This window comes from Enterovibrio makurazakiensis (assembly GCF_050336585.1).
Lineage (GTDB): Bacteria > Pseudomonadota > Gammaproteobacteria > Enterobacterales > Vibrionaceae > Enterovibrio > Enterovibrio gelatinilyticus.
Genome location: NZ_JAKJSE010000041.1, coordinates 1 through 15,895 on the forward strand (window position 1 = coordinate 1; position 15,895 = coordinate 15,895).

The window sequence follows — 15,895 nt, forward strand, 5'->3', positions numbered from 1 at the left end:
ATGGACTCTCACGAGCCTTCGGCTTGAGTCCCGGACGTGCGCGCCCCCGGCCGATCCGCCATTTATTAAGAAGCCTCGCTAACAATAGCGGGGTATTTTATCGGATATCACTGCGTCACTTTGTTCTCGTTTCCACCATTTATCTTAAGCCCAAGCAACTATGCTTGGGCTTTTTGACGTTTAGAGGCTTAGACATAAGCAAGACTGGATGGCTTCTGCCTTTTTTGGTGAATCACAAACAAGGTAATTGCTACCGTTAGCGTGACAAATTCGGCGATCGGTAAGGCAGTAAGAAAGTGCTTTTGCTTAAAGTATATTGAGAAGGTCAGAAGGAAGAGTACTGGGAGCAGCAGCCCTCTGCTGAGTGCGATGACTGTTGATTGTATTGGCTTTTGTATTGCTGTGAAGTAGGCAGAGATTAAAACATTGAGGCCGCTGAACAAGAGGCAAGGCCAAATGATCTTGATATATAGCAAAGCCCTTTGTTGCGAAACGTCTTCTGCTTCTGATAGGAACAACTGAGAGAGCTGATGAGGGTACAGAGTACAGACTATGACGAGTACGCTACTAACACTTATAATCGTTATTGCCGCTAACAACATAAACTGTCTGATACGACGAATATGCCCAGCCCCAAGGTTTTGACTCACCAGAATATGGATGGCATCAACAATTCCATAGTACGCCATCATACTGATGAAAAGCACATAATTGGCAATGGAAAAGCCTGCAATAGCAGCATCGTCACCTTCAATGAGTAAGAGCCAGTGAACAGTGAAGATCACGATACCTACGGATATTTCATTAATAAATTCAGAGAAACCGTTGATGAGTGCACGTGCTGACTCTTTGAGTTTTAGTCCTCTTAACGTGAACGTAAGAGTTCTGTGCTTTCGTGTAAAAAAGCAAAGCAATATAGCGAGTTGAATACACTGCGCAAGGGTTGTTGCCCAAGCAGCCCACTCGATGCCAAGCTTCAAATAGCCAAGAAACAGCACGTCTAGCGCAATGTTTGTCAGTGCGCCAATAATCAGAGCCGTTGTTGCTAATACGGGAAATCCATCTGCACGTACAAAGTAGTACAACACCATGGCGCTCAACTGGATGATTAGGCAGTAAGACATAATCCCAAAGTAGCTATCCATGGCTGGGCGTATAGAAGGGGGCGCATTGAGCGCTTCAAAAAGATACTCACTGTTTGGTGTCACTAACAGTGCCATTGAAACCGTAAATAGCCCAGCACAGAGTAGAGATTGGGAGAAGATGGCATTGGCTTTTTTCTGCTTCTTTTCACCTATATACCTTCCCGCTAATACCGTACCTCCTATCGCAATCATTAAGCAGACGGAAAACATAAACGTAAAGTAAGGAATAAGCAGGTTAATTGAAGCAAGTGCCCCTGCTCCTAGATAGCGTCCAACAAATATCCCATCAACAATACTGGCACTGGAGATTGCGAGTAATCCAACGAGAGATGGTATCGCGAAATAGAAGAACGTCGGGATGATCGGAGCATCAGTTGTTCGGGTTTGAGAAGTCATAGAAAGTCAGGCTTTACGATAAAACGAATATCTTGTTCGAGTGGAGGAATTCTATCTATGAGGGGAATATGAATTTGGGATCTTTCTAGTGGGGTGTTGTAACAAAGGTAACAGTTAGTGAAATGATAATTAATATCAATTAGAGTTCTCAGCCTTGTCGAGTGTAGCGCTTAAAACAGTGTTACTTGCTTTTAAGGTGAGGTCATTTTGAGCCAAAACGCAAAAGTCATCGCAGAGATTGCATCATTTCAGGCATTCTTCAACTGCTACCTAAAAGAGATAGATGAAGGGCATTGGTATACCGCGAAACAATGGCAAGATGCGGAGAACAACATCTCATTTGAAAACGGTGCCTGGGTGGTTGAAACGCCCTTGCCTAACCAAAGCACTAAACTTGCCATTGTCGTTAGTTACCGCACCTTGGTAGGCTGCCACCAATTTTCCAGCGCTTATCTATTCAACTCGTTGAGTGGCGACTGGCACGAAGTGCCTTTCTCTAGTGCTGTGCGTCTCCTGATCGACACCATTTTCTCATCCGATATCTTTTCAACATTTAACATTCAGCGTGAAACGAACAAACAGGAACTGCTCTCTAGAGTGACTGAAAGTCGATCATTGATGGAGGCCTATATTGCACGCAGACTTGGCGATACAAAGCTAGCCAGCACCGATTTTATCGATGCGGAACAATCGCTGTTGTATGGACATTGGCAACATCCAACGCCTAAAAGTCGGCAAGGCATGCTTGATTACCATCATGCCTATTATGCACCTGAAACTAAGGGGAGCTTCGCGCTGCACTACTTCAGTATTGCAAGAGACCTAATATGTCAGCGTTCTGCGCTGACGATTTCAGCAGAAGAGATCATCACGTCTTCATTGCCAATATCATCAATGATAAAAGATGATCATTTGGTTCTACCTATGCATCCACTACAAGCTCAATGGCTGCTTCATCAACCGAATGTTCGCCAGTTGATGGAGGATGGTTTAGTCGTTGATTTAGGTATTCAAGGTGTTGAGTTCACCGCAACGTCTTCGGTTCGTTCACTCTACAGCGCGCATTTGTCTTGGATGTACAAGTTCTCGTTACCTGTCAAAATCACGAACTCATTACGCGTGAATAAAAGGCATGAGCTTGATGCCGGTGTAGTGATGGCAGCGCTTTATCGTAAAACTAGGTTCAGTGAAGCCTATCCTCAATTCAAAATCATTACGGATCCGGCATACATAACGGTTGTTTTACCAGGGCAAAGCGAAACTGGCTTTGAAGTCATCATTAGAGAAAACCCATTCTCTGAAGGCAGGGATACCAATGTCGTCACCATTGCGGCGCTAACCCAAGAAGCGCTTCTAGACGATATTTCTATGCTTTCTCGATTTGTAAAAGCCATTGCACTCAGGGAAACATCCTCGTTATCTCAAGTATCCATTAAATGGTTTGCTAAGTATTGGGAATGCAGCATAGAGCCTATGTTAAAACTCTATGATGAGCATGGCATCGCCTTGGAAGCCCACCAGCAAAATAGTGTTCTTCATATAGAAGACGGCTATCCATCAATCTATTACTTCAGAGATAACCAAGGTTTCTACCTGTCGAACGCTTACAGGAACCACCTTGCTGCCATGGATCCTGAGTCCGTTACTGTTGATGATCTTTACTTTGACGATGACGTTATTTGTGACCGATTTGCCTATTACCTTTTGATTAATAACCTGTTCTCGATTATTGGCCGTATGGGAGCAGACAGCTTGGTCGACGAAAGAATACTGATCAGCTTCGTTCAGCAGCGCCTTTTGGCATTGCGTCGCGTATTTACGGGAGCAGGTACGTTATTTGTCGACCAGTTGCTTTCTCAATCCAATATTCCTGCTAAAGGAAACTTACTTACTCGCGTTCATGATGTTGATGAACTCACCGTCGAAAACGAGCAAGCCATTTACTGCCAAATTCCCAATCCACTTGTAATGACCTGCTTAGAAGAAGCGACGGAGGTTTGCTATGCCTCTGCCTAAATGCGAACGGCTGCCGCCAGAAGTACGAGTGATTAAGCAATTACTAGAAGCTCTACTGTTTGAAAAGTATGTTGAGGTATCGGTTTCACCTTGTATTGAAGAGCTCTCGTGGGTGATGGGAAGCGGTGAATACAGCGTGAAGGGGAAGATTGGTGCGTTTGGCCGGTATCGATTAATCATCAACAGCTTGAAAATAAATCAACGATCCATTGATGTGAGTATCGAGTGGTTAGCAATTATTGATGACCTCCCTACAACGAAAGACATCAAGAAAGCACTCATTAAAGAATTTATTCAAACGGTGCAACTAAGCCGTTGGAACTCTCAGCATTTACCCAAGCGGCTTTCACGACGTTCATCAAGTTACTCGGATCTAGAACATCAATTAGATGAAGGTCATCCTTATCACCCTTCATTTAAAGCCCGAACGGGTTTTGATGATGCGGCTCATCGAGCCTTTGGGCCGGAAGCGGGAAATACATTTAACTTGTATTGGTTGGCTATTCGTCATTCACACCTCAAGCTAGCCTTGCCTGTTGACCAAGCTCATTTTTGGAAAAATGAACTTGGGCATGGTCAATGGAGCCGACTGTCTGGCGCGTTAAATGCGCATGATGAAACTTGGGATGACTATGGTTTACTGCCTATCCACCCTTGGCAATGGCAGCAATTAAAAGACGGTTGGCTGGCGAATCACCTTGAGAACAAAGACATCATATTTCTTGGAATTGGCGCGGATAAATACACGGCAACACAATCTGTTAGAACGTTACTGAATAAAGACGTACCACTGCACCCAAACGTAAAGTTGCCAATGAATATGGTTAATACGTCCTCGCATCGAAACTTGGCGGCGCACTCTGTTTGCCTTGCACCTCATGTATCTCAATGGCTTCGAAATGTCATTGATAGCGATGTCGAATTAATAGGCTTGAGCATTCTCAATGAGTACGCTGGCGCTAGGTTCTCCGATGATTCGTTAGACGTCATCTCATCAATTGAATTAGGCCAGTTGGCTGTTATTTATAGAGAAAGTGTTAATAGTCACTTAAAAGAGGGAGATGACGCCATTCCATTTAATGCCATCATGATGGTTGAAAATGATGGCTTACCGTTCATTGCAGGTTGGGTTGAACGTTATGGACTTGATGCATGGATAGAGCAGCTTATCGAAGTGACGGTAATCCCCATTTGGCATCTGCTGGTTAAGCACGGTATCGGGATCGAACCCCATGGTCAGAACTTGGTGCTGGTGCATCGTGATGGTTGGCCTGAGCGCATCATTGTTCGAGATTTTCATGAAAGCGTCGAATACAACACAACATTTATTCGTGATGCTGACTCGGTTCCAAATTTTGCAGAAATCGAACCTTCGCTGCTCGATGCCCCGCTTGATGATTACTACGCAATGAGTTCGGTTGAACTGTTGCGAGAACTGGTCATGGATACCTTGTTTATCTACAACCTTGCTGAAGTTTCACACCTTATTAGCATTTTCTACCCCTTGTCCGAGCGTGAATTTTGGCTCCGGGTTTCTAGCAAACTCGATGAGTATGAAAAGAATCATCCAGAACTTTCAGAACGCTTGTCATTGCTGGGATACCGATCGCCTGAAATCCTCACCGAGTCTCTTATGACAAGAAAATTGAAGGGGAGCCGCGGCGAGTGTCATCACTCTATTCCAAATCCACTATCCATCGAGCACATTTAAAAGTAGGGACGTTATGATTTTCGTTAACGATGAATTCTATGGTCATGAATATTTTCATGACGCTTACGAGACATTTAAAGCCGATCCCATTCTTGGTGACTGTGCGGGCAAACGTTTTGCGATATGCAGCGGTGACTCTGCTTACGTACTATCTGTGTGTCTGTACTTACGTGAACATGGGGGGTCTTTCTATCCCATATTTTCACCAACGCCTCGACTTGCCGCCAAGCGCCTCGCAAACCGAGCTAAGTGCCATTTCTTGCTTTTCGATAAGCATCAACCTGCGATGACATTGCAAAACAGCGCGATAGATAAAGATGCGGTGCTCGTTCAAACCAGTTCAGGAACAACGGGTGAACCAAAAGTCATTACCCGTACTTGGCAATCAGTAGCCGAAGAAGTGGAAAGCTATGTGTCTTTCTTCAGTGCCCCTCAAACCATGACGCCACTTATTGCCTGTCCTATTACGCATTCTTATGGGCTGATTGCAGGAGTGTTTGTTGCGTTAGAGCGTGGGGTAACACCCGTAATCATCAATAACATCAACCCAAAGTACTTGTTAAAAACCTTGCTGAGCACGCCCAATCATCTTTTGTATTCGTCACCAGCGTTAATTCATTCTGTTGTTCAACTCTATCCTAAAGATCAGGTGCTACATGCTGTGATGACGTCGGGCACGGTGCTTCCAGGTGTTTGGTTTGATGCGCTGAGAAAGAAAACGAAACATGTCTTCCAGCAATATGGATGCTCAGAGGCCGGATGTATCGCCATCAATCCATATACGCAAGCAGCAAATCAAATGGGGCTTCCGCTTCCGCATCTCAATGTGACAGCCGGAAAAAGTGAGGCTTTCCCAGAAGAAATCTTGGTGACCAAAGGCGAATGGGTAATTCGCACGCAAGATCTTGGGTATCTCGATGATAAGGGTGAGCTTTGTTTCGTTTCTCGTTGTGATGACATGATCAATGTCTCTGGGCTAAACGTTTATCCGCAAGACATCGAAAATGTCGTGTTGGAAATTCCAGAAGTGACAGAAGCGATTGTCTTTAAACGCCCAGACTCGTTTTCAGGAGAGCGTGTTTGCCTGCAGTTTATTGCGTCAAATCAGATTGAGCCGAGTCGCATTCGCCAATGGTGCGGTACTAGATTAGCGGCTTATCAATTGCCCGTGGATATTGAGCAATGTGAGGAGATTGAAAAAATGGCGAACGGCAAAGTTAATCGAAAAACACTCTCACAAAGTAAAGTTCTAATTCCAGCAATAGGCTAAGGAGGCACCATGCAGCGCGAAGAAATCATTGAAGCAATCCGACAGGTATTGATGGAAAATATGCAAAGTCGACATATGAGCAGCTTTAGTGAGTCGGCAAAGTTAAATGAGGACCTCTATCTAGATTCGGTGCTAATTCTCCAGTTAATTCTTCATTTAGAGCTCGATCTAGGGCTAAGTGTACCGGAGCAAAATATCACGGCTGCAGACTATATAACCGTATCTAGCTTGGCTGATTTTCTGTGCCGAGTGAACAGGAAAAATGAGGTGTTCGACGATCCTGTCACTGAAGAGTTTGAAGACGTAAAAGTGCATTGCTTTGTTAGCTGTGTGTGTGAGTCATTGAAGCGAAAAGGGATCGATCACCGTCCGTTTTATTTTGGCGTGTGGGATGCAACTTTCACCATCAATGACGACTTTCGGCTTCAATACCATTCCGACGATATCAATCATGAACAGTTTCTTTCGTGGTATCAGCGGCTCTATGGTGTTCGTCTAGATTCTTGGTATACGGAAAGTGCGTCTAAGCAAGAAAACATTCAAGTAATGAATAGGTTGCTATCCGATAAATCAAATACAACAAATCTTATGGTGATGTTGGATATGTACCAACTGCCTGAACGAGAAAATAAATTTAGTCAGAACCCTTTTCCTCACTACGTCATGTTAGAAAACACGGACGATCCTAAAAAGATCATGATGCTAGATCCTGATTTTCGCTGGGAGGGTGAACTTGAGCGAGAGCGCGTCTTTAATGCCATTACACAGCCGAGTGTCGCCGGCGGTTATGTGTTTGACGAGCAGGGTTTAAAGCATGCGAAGCCCGAAGATGTGCAAGCCTATTTTGAAGCATGTTTTATCGCGGCATCGAACCCACTGACTGATGCCATTCGCACCATTCTCCACGCCCATACGTCTGGCGACAATGACGTAGCTTTGTCGGCATTGCACCTCGCAGTGCGTGAAATTCGTGTTATTGCCGTGCGCAAATACGCCTATGAGCATGGATTCGCATTTTTCTGGCGAGCCTTAGGTCTCTCAGATGATGATTTTGAGCAGTGGTGCGATGTGATTGAAGAGCTGATTCAGACTTATTCTTCGATTCAGTATCAAATGATGAAACTTGCCGAGACGAATGACCTGTCTCTTCAAGTCGGTATTTACGCACTGCTAAACAAGCAAAACAAAACCGAAATGCGCATTAAAAAGCGACTTCATGAAGTCTACAGAGATTGGTGCGAACTCAATGACTTGGTTGTTGAAAACTGTGCTGAGGCTGTGTGATATGCAACTGTCTATTTGCACTATTTCATTTCGACATCATTTGGTTTCCCTAGAGAACATCGCAGAGTGGGCGAGGAGTCATGATTTTCAAGGCATTGAGCTTTGGGGGGCTCACGCGCTTGGCTTAGAGCACCAGCCTCAATATGATGCCAAATGGATCAATGAGATGGGGCTATCTATCTCTATGTTAAGTGACTATTTGCCCATCGTTGGTGATGAGCGAGAAGCTGAGAAAAAATGTCAGCATATCTGCCGTCTTGCCAACTACTGGGATACATCAAAAGTACGAACCTTTGCGGGACATCAAGCGAGCGATTGTGTTGATGCTAAACAGCGAAAATCGATGGCGCGCCGCCTGCATCAGATCTGTTGTTATGCCGCCGATTTAGGAATAGATGTGCTAGTGGAAACTCATCCTGGGACGCTTGCCGATACGCCAAATTCAACTCTCCAGTTGTTGGATGAGGTCAATCACCCTGCATTGAAATTGAATTTTGATACCTTACATGTTTGGGAGGCTGGTGAAGATCCTGTCGCCTTCCATCGACGTGTAGCGCATTGTGTTGGTCATTATCATCTAAAAAATGTGCGTTCGAGAGAGCAATTGAATGTATTCTCGCCGCACAATGTTTACTCCCCTGCAGGGAGTCGATATGGCATGGTTCCACTTTTAGAAGGAGCGATGGATTATCATCGATTCTTACCAGAGGTGTTGAGAAACGAAGATTCAACAGCGTCGCTGGAATGGTTTGGTAATGACGTGAAGAAAACCTTATTGGTGGACAAAGCTGCACTTGAGTCCATTAAGCAAAACCTTCATATGTATTCATAAGGGAAATAACACAGCCGCCTAACTTACTAGACTCTAATAGTGTGATCTTGATCTAATCTGTGGTGTGATTCTCTTTCATAAAACGTAATGATATTGATAATCGATCTCATTATCGGGCGATGAAACCTTACGGATGGCGTAATGAATGCACAAGTAGCGCAGTACGGACACACTTTGCTGGTTGTTGAGCCTGATAAGAAATACGGAAAAGCACTCGTTGATCAACTTCAACGCAAAGGTTTCTTGGCGCGATGGTGTGTATCTTCTGGCGAGGCGTTAGCACTTGAAGAGCAACTGGCGACTGAACTTATGATGCTATCAAGCTCACTTCCTGAAATGAAAGGGCATTGCTTACTCAAAAATCTGCGCCAAAAGACATCTATTCCGATCGTATTGTTGGCTGAAGAGTATTGCCAACGCACCTGTATCAATAGCTTTATTTACGGTGCGGATGATTACATCACTCGCCAGCAACCCTTTAGCGAAATCGTGTGCCGAACAGCCGCAATACTTAGGCGCACAGCACAACAACCAGCCTCCTCTCACCATTCGCTTATGACTGTTGATCAATTGGTGATGGATAAAAAGCAGCAAGAGGTGATCTATGATGGGCAAATTATCTCTGTTACGCCCATCCAATTTAAGCTGCTTTGGACGCTGGTGGTTCAACAGCATCAAATCCTGAGTAAAGACTATTTGTATCAACGGGTTCTCTCACGAGAATTTCAGAAATACGATAGGAGCTTAGATATGCATTTGAGTCGAGTCCGCAAGAAACTGGTGGCGGCTGGAATGAATGCAGAGCGTCTACAAACAGCCCATGGGATAGGGTACTGTTTTTCTTAGTCACAGACCACTGGCGTGAACCAGTCACTAATAACTTAAAAATCAATATCTTAGTGCATTTGTAACAGTTGTAAAATTCGTTTACAGTACACCACTCTCATTTGATAATAATGAAAATCATTATCGTTATCATATGGAAGTAGAAAGATGTTCCAAGGAAGCCGCTTCAAAGTATCCCCACTTAGTGTTGCAGTATGTACCGCACTTTTCAGCCATATCGCAATCGCGAATACCTCAAACACTGATGAGACAGTTGTTGTTACTGGTAATCCACTTCAAGCTACTGATGTCGCTATTGATGCCAGCCAGCTTGAGAAGAGCCAAGCTAGCGATCTCAATGATATTTTCCGTACCAGCTCGGAAGTATCGGTAGGTGGTAGTACGGACTATTCACAGAAAGTCTACGTGCGAGGCCTTGAAGATACCATGTTGAACGTCACCATTGATGGAGCGGTTCAAGCGGGTTCTTTGTTCCACCACCAAGGCAGTTTGTTTATTGAACCTGAGCTACTTGAACAAGTTGACGTTTTTGCAGGTGCAGGACGTGCGACCGATGGCGCAGGTGCTTTAGGCGGTGCTATCAAGATGAAAACCAAAGATCCTCGTGCGTTGCTCGAAGCGGGTGAGCAATTTGGTGGTCGAGTGAAAACCACTTACTCAGACAATACGGAAGGTTTTAAGACGTCCGCAACGGGGTATGGTGCACTAACAGAGAAAGTCACTGTTCTAGCATCCTTGGGTTATACCGATCAAGATGATTACGTTGACGGAAATGGCGATACTGCTGATTACACAGGGTTTCGTAATAAGTTCGGCTTTGCGAAAATTGTGGGTGAGCTGACAGATTTTCAAACGGTCACTTTCAGTTATGAGCGCAAAGAAGATGATTCAACGCGCTTTGCACGTCCACATATGGGAGATTTCAGTAGAAACTACCCATTGCTACAAAGCACTTATCGTGACACCGCGACGCTAAACTATTTATTAGATTCTGACAGTGCATGGCTGAATCTGGATACCACGTTTTACTACACCGATATAAATCTTGAGCGTTTTAATGATCCTCGATTCGGAACCTATGTTGGTAACACCGAATCGATCGGTGGTGACATTCGCAATACATCTCTCTTCGATCAGTTCACGTTGATTTACGGCACAGACTTCCGTGGTGATGAATCTACGTTTAGCGGTGGAGGCCAAACTTTCGTCGATAAAGGTGACCAATTTGGCGTTTACCTCCAAGGTGACTACAACGCGACACAGTCATTGGTACTAAGCGCTGGTGCGCGTTATGACCGTTATGCCTTAGATGAAGATCTGCGAGATGGTGATTCTCGCTCCGAAGGCAGTGACATTTCAGATAGCGGGTTTAGCCCGAATGCTGCAGCTACTTACTTCATCACTGACGATGTGAATGTCATTCTTGGTTATGCAGAGGCCTTTAGAGGCCCGCAAATTGGCGAATTGTGGTTGTTGGATTACACCTATAGTGATAATGACCGTAAGGGTGAAACAGCAAAAAATACGGAGCTGACCGTTAACTGGAGCTTTGACAACGGGTATTTGTCGGCACAAGTGTTTGATAGCAAAATCGAAGATGTGGTTGATCGTGATGGTGCCGTTTATGAAAACGTTGGCACGTTAGACAATCAAGGGTATACCGTCTCAGCGGGTTACCAGTTGGAAAGCATTGCAGCGACTATTAGTTATACTCGCGCAGAACCAGAGCTAAACGGTGTCCCTTTGAGCGATAGCGACATGAACATTGGTACTTCGATTGGCGATACGTTGGTTACCAGTGTGAACTATTTTGCGACGGAAGATCTTGAGTTTGGTTGGACAGGACGTTTTGTTAGCCGTTTGACAGATGTGCCAGAGGGCTCTGAAGAAAAACCAGGTTATGGTGTTCATGACGTATACGCTCAGTGGATGCCTGTGAACGGCGAAGATCTTACGTTGACAGCGTCAATCAAGAACGTGTTCGACAAAGCATACCGTGACCAAGCGAGTTTGAGTGAAGATTACAATGGTACGTTTGAACCTGGGCGTAACATCAAACTGGGTGTGAATTGGGGCTTCTAATTGGTAATGAAAGAGGAGTCTGAACTTCTCTTTTATCAGGCCTGAGGCTGGCCGTAATTTTGACGAAAAGGAGAAGCGATGCTTCTCCTTTTTTGATTCGGCTTACAATTCTTTCCATCGTTTAACTCTTTAAGTAACCCTTCGTCACTCGCAGTGGTCTAGCCTGCTAAGATCGTAGAGAATTCTTTGTTGTGGGGCTGAGATGACGAAAACCATATTCATGCTTTTTCTAATGGCTTTGTTTTTATGGGGATTAGAAATGGCATTTGCCAATGAATGGGAACGTGTTGATGCCCCTGCATACGGGCAAGATCAATCAATCGGCAGTTATGCCAATGGGTGCCTTCAAGGCGGAGAAGCCATGCCGCTGGTGGGTGAAGGCTACCAAGTTATTCGACCATCAAGAAACCGTTACTATGGCCACCCAGGCATGATTGCTTACCTAACGAAGCTTGCGGCGAGAACCAAAGGCTTTGGTCTTGATGACTTGTTGATTGCGGATATTTCGATGCCACGTGGAGGGAACTTTACGAGCGGGCATTCCAGCCATCAAACGGGGCTGGATGCGGATATCTGGTTAAGCTTTACGCCGGATAGGCTTAAACAAAGTACATTGGAAGCTCCCACTGCAATTAGCATGGTTGATTTAAAGTCCTATTCGTTGCGCCGTGACAATTGGCTTGAGGAACATGCCATTCTTTTCCAAGTGGCCGCGTCAGAACCTGAAGTTGCACGTATTTTTGTCCATCCAGTGATCAAAGAAACCCTGTGTGAAATGGCATGGGAAGATCGTTCGTGGTTACAAAAAGTGAGGCCGTGGTGGGGACATCACTATCACATGCATGTGCGACTGCGTTGTCCTGACGGAAACGCCTCCTGCGTTGAGCAAGCAACGCCGCCGAAAGGGGATGGCTGTGGCAGTGAATTGATCAGTTGGCGACCGAAGCCGAAAGATGAACAGGAAAAAGTCGTCACGACAAAAAAGAAAAAGCGGGTGAAAGTGAAACCAGAGCAGTGCTTGATTGTGCTTCGCCAGTAGGAGCTGAGCGTTTATTTATTGCAGCCAACAAAAAAGCGCCTTTCGGCGCTTTTCTTATGCAAGACCCTGAAGGGTAACAAACTTTTCTAATAGTTCATCGTTCGTTTCACGACGTTCTGGATCAATAATGATGCAGTTCGTGATCGGGCAAACCGACTGACAGGTTGGCTTTTCATAGTGACCCACGCATTCCGTGCATTTGTCTGGATCGATCTCGTAGATCTCAGCGCCGAACGTGATGGCATCGTTCGGACACTCAGGATCGCACATGTCGCAGTTAATGCACTTCTCGGTGATCAATAGCGCCATCGATTACGCACTCACTGTCTGAATGGTATTTGGGTTACGGGTGTTCGCACCGTCGACCAAGTTACGCATAAGCAGGCCGAAATCTAGGTTCATGTCTTCTGGCATTGGGATAAAGACAAAGTGACCGTTACCTTTCGCATCGTCGATCACTTCACTCTTGCGGTTTTCCATGGTTTCTAGCGTGAATACGACATTGCCGCTTGGCGTCATCACTTCCAGTGAGTCGCCCACAACAAATTTGTTCTTCACTTCGACTTCAGCCAAATCACCACGACGTTTACCAGTGAACTCGCCCACGAACTGCTGGGTATCTGAAACAGAGTAACCGTAGTCGTAGTTTTGGTATTCACTGTGGTTGTGACGACGAAGGAATCCTTCGGTGTAACCGCGGTGCGCTAGGCTTTCTAGCGTGCCCATCAAGGTCTCATCAAAAGGCTTGCCCGCGACTGCGTCATCAATCGCTTTACGATAGACTTGCGCAGTACGTGCACAGTAGTAGAAAGACTTAGTACGGCCTTCGATTTTCAGCGAGTGTACACCCATCTTGGTCAAGCGCTCTACGTGCTGGATAGCGCGAAGATCTTTTGAGTTCATGATGTAAGTGCCGTGCTCGTCTTCAAACGCCGCCATTTTTTCTTCTGGGCGGTGCGCTTCGCTCAACAGCACCACTTCGTCTGTTGGTTTACCAAGACCCAATGTGTTGTCTGGACGCTCTTCAACGTCTTGAACTTGAACGGCGTCTTGAATTTCAACGATTTGACCGGTTTCGTCTTCTTGCGCTTTCTCTGTTTTGTATTCCCAACGGCATGCATTGGTGCAGGTGCCTTGGTTCGGGTCACGTTTGTTGATGTAACCAGAAAGCAGACAGCGGCCAGAATAAGCCATGCAAAGTGCACCATGAACGAAGATTTCAATCTCCATTTCCGGCACTTCTTTACGAACTTCTTCGATTTCTTCTAAAGACAGTTCACGTGAAAGGATCACGCGCTCAATGCCTTGGGTTTGCCAGAACTTCACCGTTGCCCAGTTAACCGCATTCGCTTGAACTGACAAGTGAATTGACATGTCAGGGAATGCTTCGCGTACCATCATGATAAGACCTGGGTCAGACATGATTAGGGCATCAGGGCCCATATCAACAACAGGTTTCAGATCGCGAATGAAGGTTTTTAGCTTCGAGTTGTGCGGTTGAATATTACACACCACGTAGAACTTTTTACCCAGTGCATGGGCTTCATCGATACCGATTTGAAGGTTCTCATGGTTGAATTCGTTATTGCGCACACGAAGGCTGTAACGCGGTTGACCTGCGTAAACGGCATCAGCGCCGTAAGCAAAGGCATAACGCATGTTTTTTAGGCTGCCAGCAGGCGATAGAAGTTCTGGTACAAACATATTCTTAGCTTCTGTTGTCTGAGTGTAAGTCAGGCCACATCGGACTTGATGTGGAATAGCGGGCGATTTTACTGTGATCTTGTTAACATAGCCAGTTCCATTCTGGAAACCAATCGAAGAAAATGGTGTCTTTCTTATGGCCTGCCGATTTACGCGTTTTCAGTGCATAAATTGACATAGTGATGTAACGAATTGTACGGTGCTTGATTATACTGAGGCCTGTAGCTTTCGTTGATTGAGCAACATTGAGAAGTGGATTGATGTACGAAAAGAAAACCAAGACGTTTAGTAAGCTGTCTAAAACGATGCTTGGCTTGATGGGGCTATCCCTCATCACAATGGCAGTTTCCGTATCGGTGAACATGAAAAACGACCCGATCAGAATTATCCCATTGAATCTTACGGACTCAGTGATGCCAACTCAGCCAGTGGTCGAGCTAGAGGCTGAAAGTTCGATTGATCTCCCTGCCTATGAATACACCATTCAATCTGGAGATAGCCTCAGCGAAATCTTCATGAAGCTGGGCATTCCTTATAGCGATTTACTTCAGTTGATGGAAGCAGACCTCAACCACCTGCGTATTGATACCTTACAACCGGGTGACATTCTTCGCTTTTGGATTGATGGGGCAGTAAAGCATCTAGAGAAGCTGGAACTAGAATTTAACATTGCTGAAAAAGTACAGTATCAGCGCTTGGGCGATGAAGGCTATGAATTGGTTGAAGTCAACATTCCCGGCAAATGGAATCAAACCGTCACTACGGGGGATATTGAAGGGAGCTTTTCTGTATCAGCCCGTCGTGCAGGACTTAGCTACAACGACGTAGCGGCGATAACGACACTCCTGAAAGATAAGATTAACTTCTCGCGTGATCTAAGAGCGGGTGACAAATTTGAAGTCGTGCGTGCTGAGCAGTTTGTTGAAGGTCAGCCAAGTGGCAATCGAGAGATTCAAGCCATTCGTATTGAACGACGTGGCGCACCAATAACGGCTTACCTGCATAGTGACGGTAACTATTACGATAAAAGCGGCGATAGCTTACAAAGTGCTTTCCAGCGTTATCCAACGGTGAGCAAGAAACGTATCAGCTCCGGTTTCAACCCTAAACGAAAACACCCTGTAACAGGGCGCGTTTCGCCACATAACGGCACTGACTTTGCTGTGCCGACAGGAACGCCAGTTGTATCGACAGGGGATGGTGTAGTTGTGATGGTACGAAACCACCCGTATGCGGGTAAGTACATCGTTGTGGACCACGGCAACCAATTCCGCACCCGATACTTGCACAACAGCAAAATTTTGGTGCGAAAAGGTCAGCGTGTCACTCGCGGTCAGCGTATTGCATTGTCCGGGCGTAGTGGGCGAGTCACTGGACCGCATATTCACTATGAATTGCTGATACGTGGCCGAGCGGTGAATCCAATGACAGCCAAAATTCCAATGGCGACGTCAGTGTCTCGTCAAGAGATGACCGATTTCAAAAAATCCGTTGCCGTGTTCGACAAGATGATGCTGGCGCAGCAATTCAAATAATTCGTCCGCGGATATTGTCATTGTCACTAAGAAAT

Annotated in this window: 12 protein-coding genes; 9 read left to right on the forward strand and 3 right to left on the reverse strand. The window is 45.5% G+C overall.

Going from position 1 to position 15,895, the window contains the following annotated elements:
- Window positions 1-188: 188 nt before the first annotated feature.
- On the reverse strand, window positions 189-1,541 hold the full coding sequence (locus L4D06_RS24020; RefSeq protein WP_429741952.1) for an MATE family efflux transporter: 1,353 nt from the start codon (window positions 1,539-1,541) through the stop codon (window positions 189-191).
- Window positions 1,542-1,748: 207 nt separating this feature from the next.
- On the opposite strand from L4D06_RS24020, the gene L4D06_RS24025 reads away from it, so the two are divergent.
- The 8 genes from L4D06_RS24025 to mepA all read left to right on the forward strand — a co-directional run bounded on the left by L4D06_RS24025 (window position 1,749) and on the right by mepA (window position 12,621).
- Window positions 1,749-3,557, forward strand: a complete 1,809-nt coding sequence (locus tag L4D06_RS24025; RefSeq protein WP_429741954.1) for an IucA/IucC family protein — start codon at window positions 1,749-1,751, stop codon at window positions 3,555-3,557.
- Window positions 3,544-5,268, forward strand: coding sequence for an IucA/IucC family protein (locus tag L4D06_RS24030; RefSeq protein WP_429741956.1), 1,725 nt, complete (start codon window positions 3,544-3,546; stop codon window positions 5,266-5,268). Before L4D06_RS24025 ends, L4D06_RS24030 begins: the two co-directional genes overlap by 14 nt.
- A 13-nt stretch (window positions 5,269-5,281) precedes the next feature.
- Window positions 5,282-6,538, forward strand: a complete 1,257-nt coding sequence (locus tag L4D06_RS24035) for an AMP-binding protein (protein ID WP_429741958.1) — start codon at window positions 5,282-5,284, stop codon at window positions 6,536-6,538.
- 9 nt (window positions 6,539-6,547) lie between these two features.
- Window positions 6,548-7,822 (forward strand): DUF6005 family protein, encoded by a 1,275-nt coding sequence (locus L4D06_RS24040; RefSeq protein WP_429741960.1) that lies wholly within the window; start codon window positions 6,548-6,550, stop codon window positions 7,820-7,822.
- A gap of 1 nt (window position 7,823) precedes the next feature.
- The gene (locus L4D06_RS24045; protein ID WP_274166734.1) at window positions 7,824-8,654 is read left to right on the forward strand and encodes a sugar phosphate isomerase/epimerase family protein; all 831 of its coding nucleotides are present in this window, start codon (window positions 7,824-7,826) and stop codon (window positions 8,652-8,654) included.
- 141 nt (window positions 8,655-8,795) lie between these two features.
- Window positions 8,796-9,500, forward strand: a complete 705-nt coding sequence (locus L4D06_RS24050) for a response regulator transcription factor (RefSeq protein ID WP_429741962.1) — start codon at window positions 8,796-8,798, stop codon at window positions 9,498-9,500.
- 147 nt (window positions 9,501-9,647) lie between these two features.
- Window positions 9,648-11,582, forward strand: coding sequence for a TonB-dependent receptor domain-containing protein (locus tag L4D06_RS24055; protein WP_274166732.1), 1,935 nt, complete (start codon window positions 9,648-9,650; stop codon window positions 11,580-11,582).
- Window positions 11,583-11,784: 202 nt separating this feature from the next.
- Window positions 11,785-12,621 (forward strand): penicillin-insensitive murein endopeptidase, encoded by an 837-nt coding sequence (gene mepA, locus L4D06_RS24060; RefSeq protein WP_429741965.1) that lies wholly within the window; start codon window positions 11,785-11,787, stop codon window positions 12,619-12,621.
- Between the two features lie 54 nt (window positions 12,622-12,675).
- On the opposite strand, the gene L4D06_RS24065 is transcribed toward mepA, so the two are convergent.
- Entirely contained in the window at window positions 12,676-12,930 is a 255-nt protein-coding gene (locus L4D06_RS24065; protein WP_274166730.1) for a YfhL family 4Fe-4S dicluster ferredoxin, read from the reverse strand.
- Between the two features lie 3 nt (window positions 12,931-12,933).
- Complete coding sequence (trhP, locus tag L4D06_RS24070; RefSeq protein ID WP_274166729.1) at window positions 12,934-14,325, reverse strand: prephenate-dependent tRNA uridine(34) hydroxylase TrhP; 1,392 nt, start codon at window positions 14,323-14,325, stop codon at window positions 12,934-12,936.
- 260 nt (window positions 14,326-14,585) lie between these two features.
- On the opposite strand from trhP, the gene L4D06_RS24075 reads away from it, so the two are divergent.
- Complete coding sequence (locus L4D06_RS24075) at window positions 14,586-15,860, forward strand: peptidoglycan DD-metalloendopeptidase family protein (RefSeq protein WP_274166728.1); 1,275 nt, start codon at window positions 14,586-14,588, stop codon at window positions 15,858-15,860.
- Window positions 15,861-15,895: the final 35 nt, after the last annotated feature.

What these genes read in the sequence shown, in the direction of transcription:
- L4D06_RS24020 (WP_429741952.1), bottom strand. Translation starts at nt 1,541, where the DNA reads ATGACTTCTCAAACCCGAACAACTGATGCTCCGATCATCCCGACGTTC.
- L4D06_RS24030 (WP_429741956.1), top strand. Translation starts at nt 3,544, where the DNA reads ATGCCTCTGCCTAAATGCGAACGGCTGCCGCCAGAAGTACGAGTGATT.
- L4D06_RS24035 (WP_429741958.1), top strand. Translation starts at nt 5,282, where the DNA reads ATGATTTTCGTTAACGATGAATTCTATGGTCATGAATATTTTCATGAC.
- L4D06_RS24040 (WP_429741960.1), top strand. Translation starts at nt 6,548, where the DNA reads ATGCAGCGCGAAGAAATCATTGAAGCAATCCGACAGGTATTGATGGAA.
- L4D06_RS24045 (WP_274166734.1), top strand. Translation starts at nt 7,824, where the DNA reads ATGCAACTGTCTATTTGCACTATTTCATTTCGACATCATTTGGTTTCC.
- L4D06_RS24050 (WP_429741962.1), top strand. Translation starts at nt 8,796, where the DNA reads ATGAATGCACAAGTAGCGCAGTACGGACACACTTTGCTGGTTGTTGAG.
- L4D06_RS24055 (WP_274166732.1), top strand. Translation starts at nt 9,648, where the DNA reads ATGTTCCAAGGAAGCCGCTTCAAAGTATCCCCACTTAGTGTTGCAGTA.
- mepA (WP_429741965.1), top strand. Translation starts at nt 11,785, where the DNA reads ATGACGAAAACCATATTCATGCTTTTTCTAATGGCTTTGTTTTTATGG.
- L4D06_RS24065 (WP_274166730.1), bottom strand. Translation starts at nt 12,930, where the DNA reads ATGGCGCTATTGATCACCGAGAAGTGCATTAACTGCGACATGTGCGAT.
- trhP (WP_274166729.1), bottom strand. Translation starts at nt 14,325, where the DNA reads ATGTTTGTACCAGAACTTCTATCGCCTGCTGGCAGCCTAAAAAACATG.
- L4D06_RS24075 (WP_274166728.1), top strand. Translation starts at nt 14,586, where the DNA reads ATGTACGAAAAGAAAACCAAGACGTTTAGTAAGCTGTCTAAAACGATG.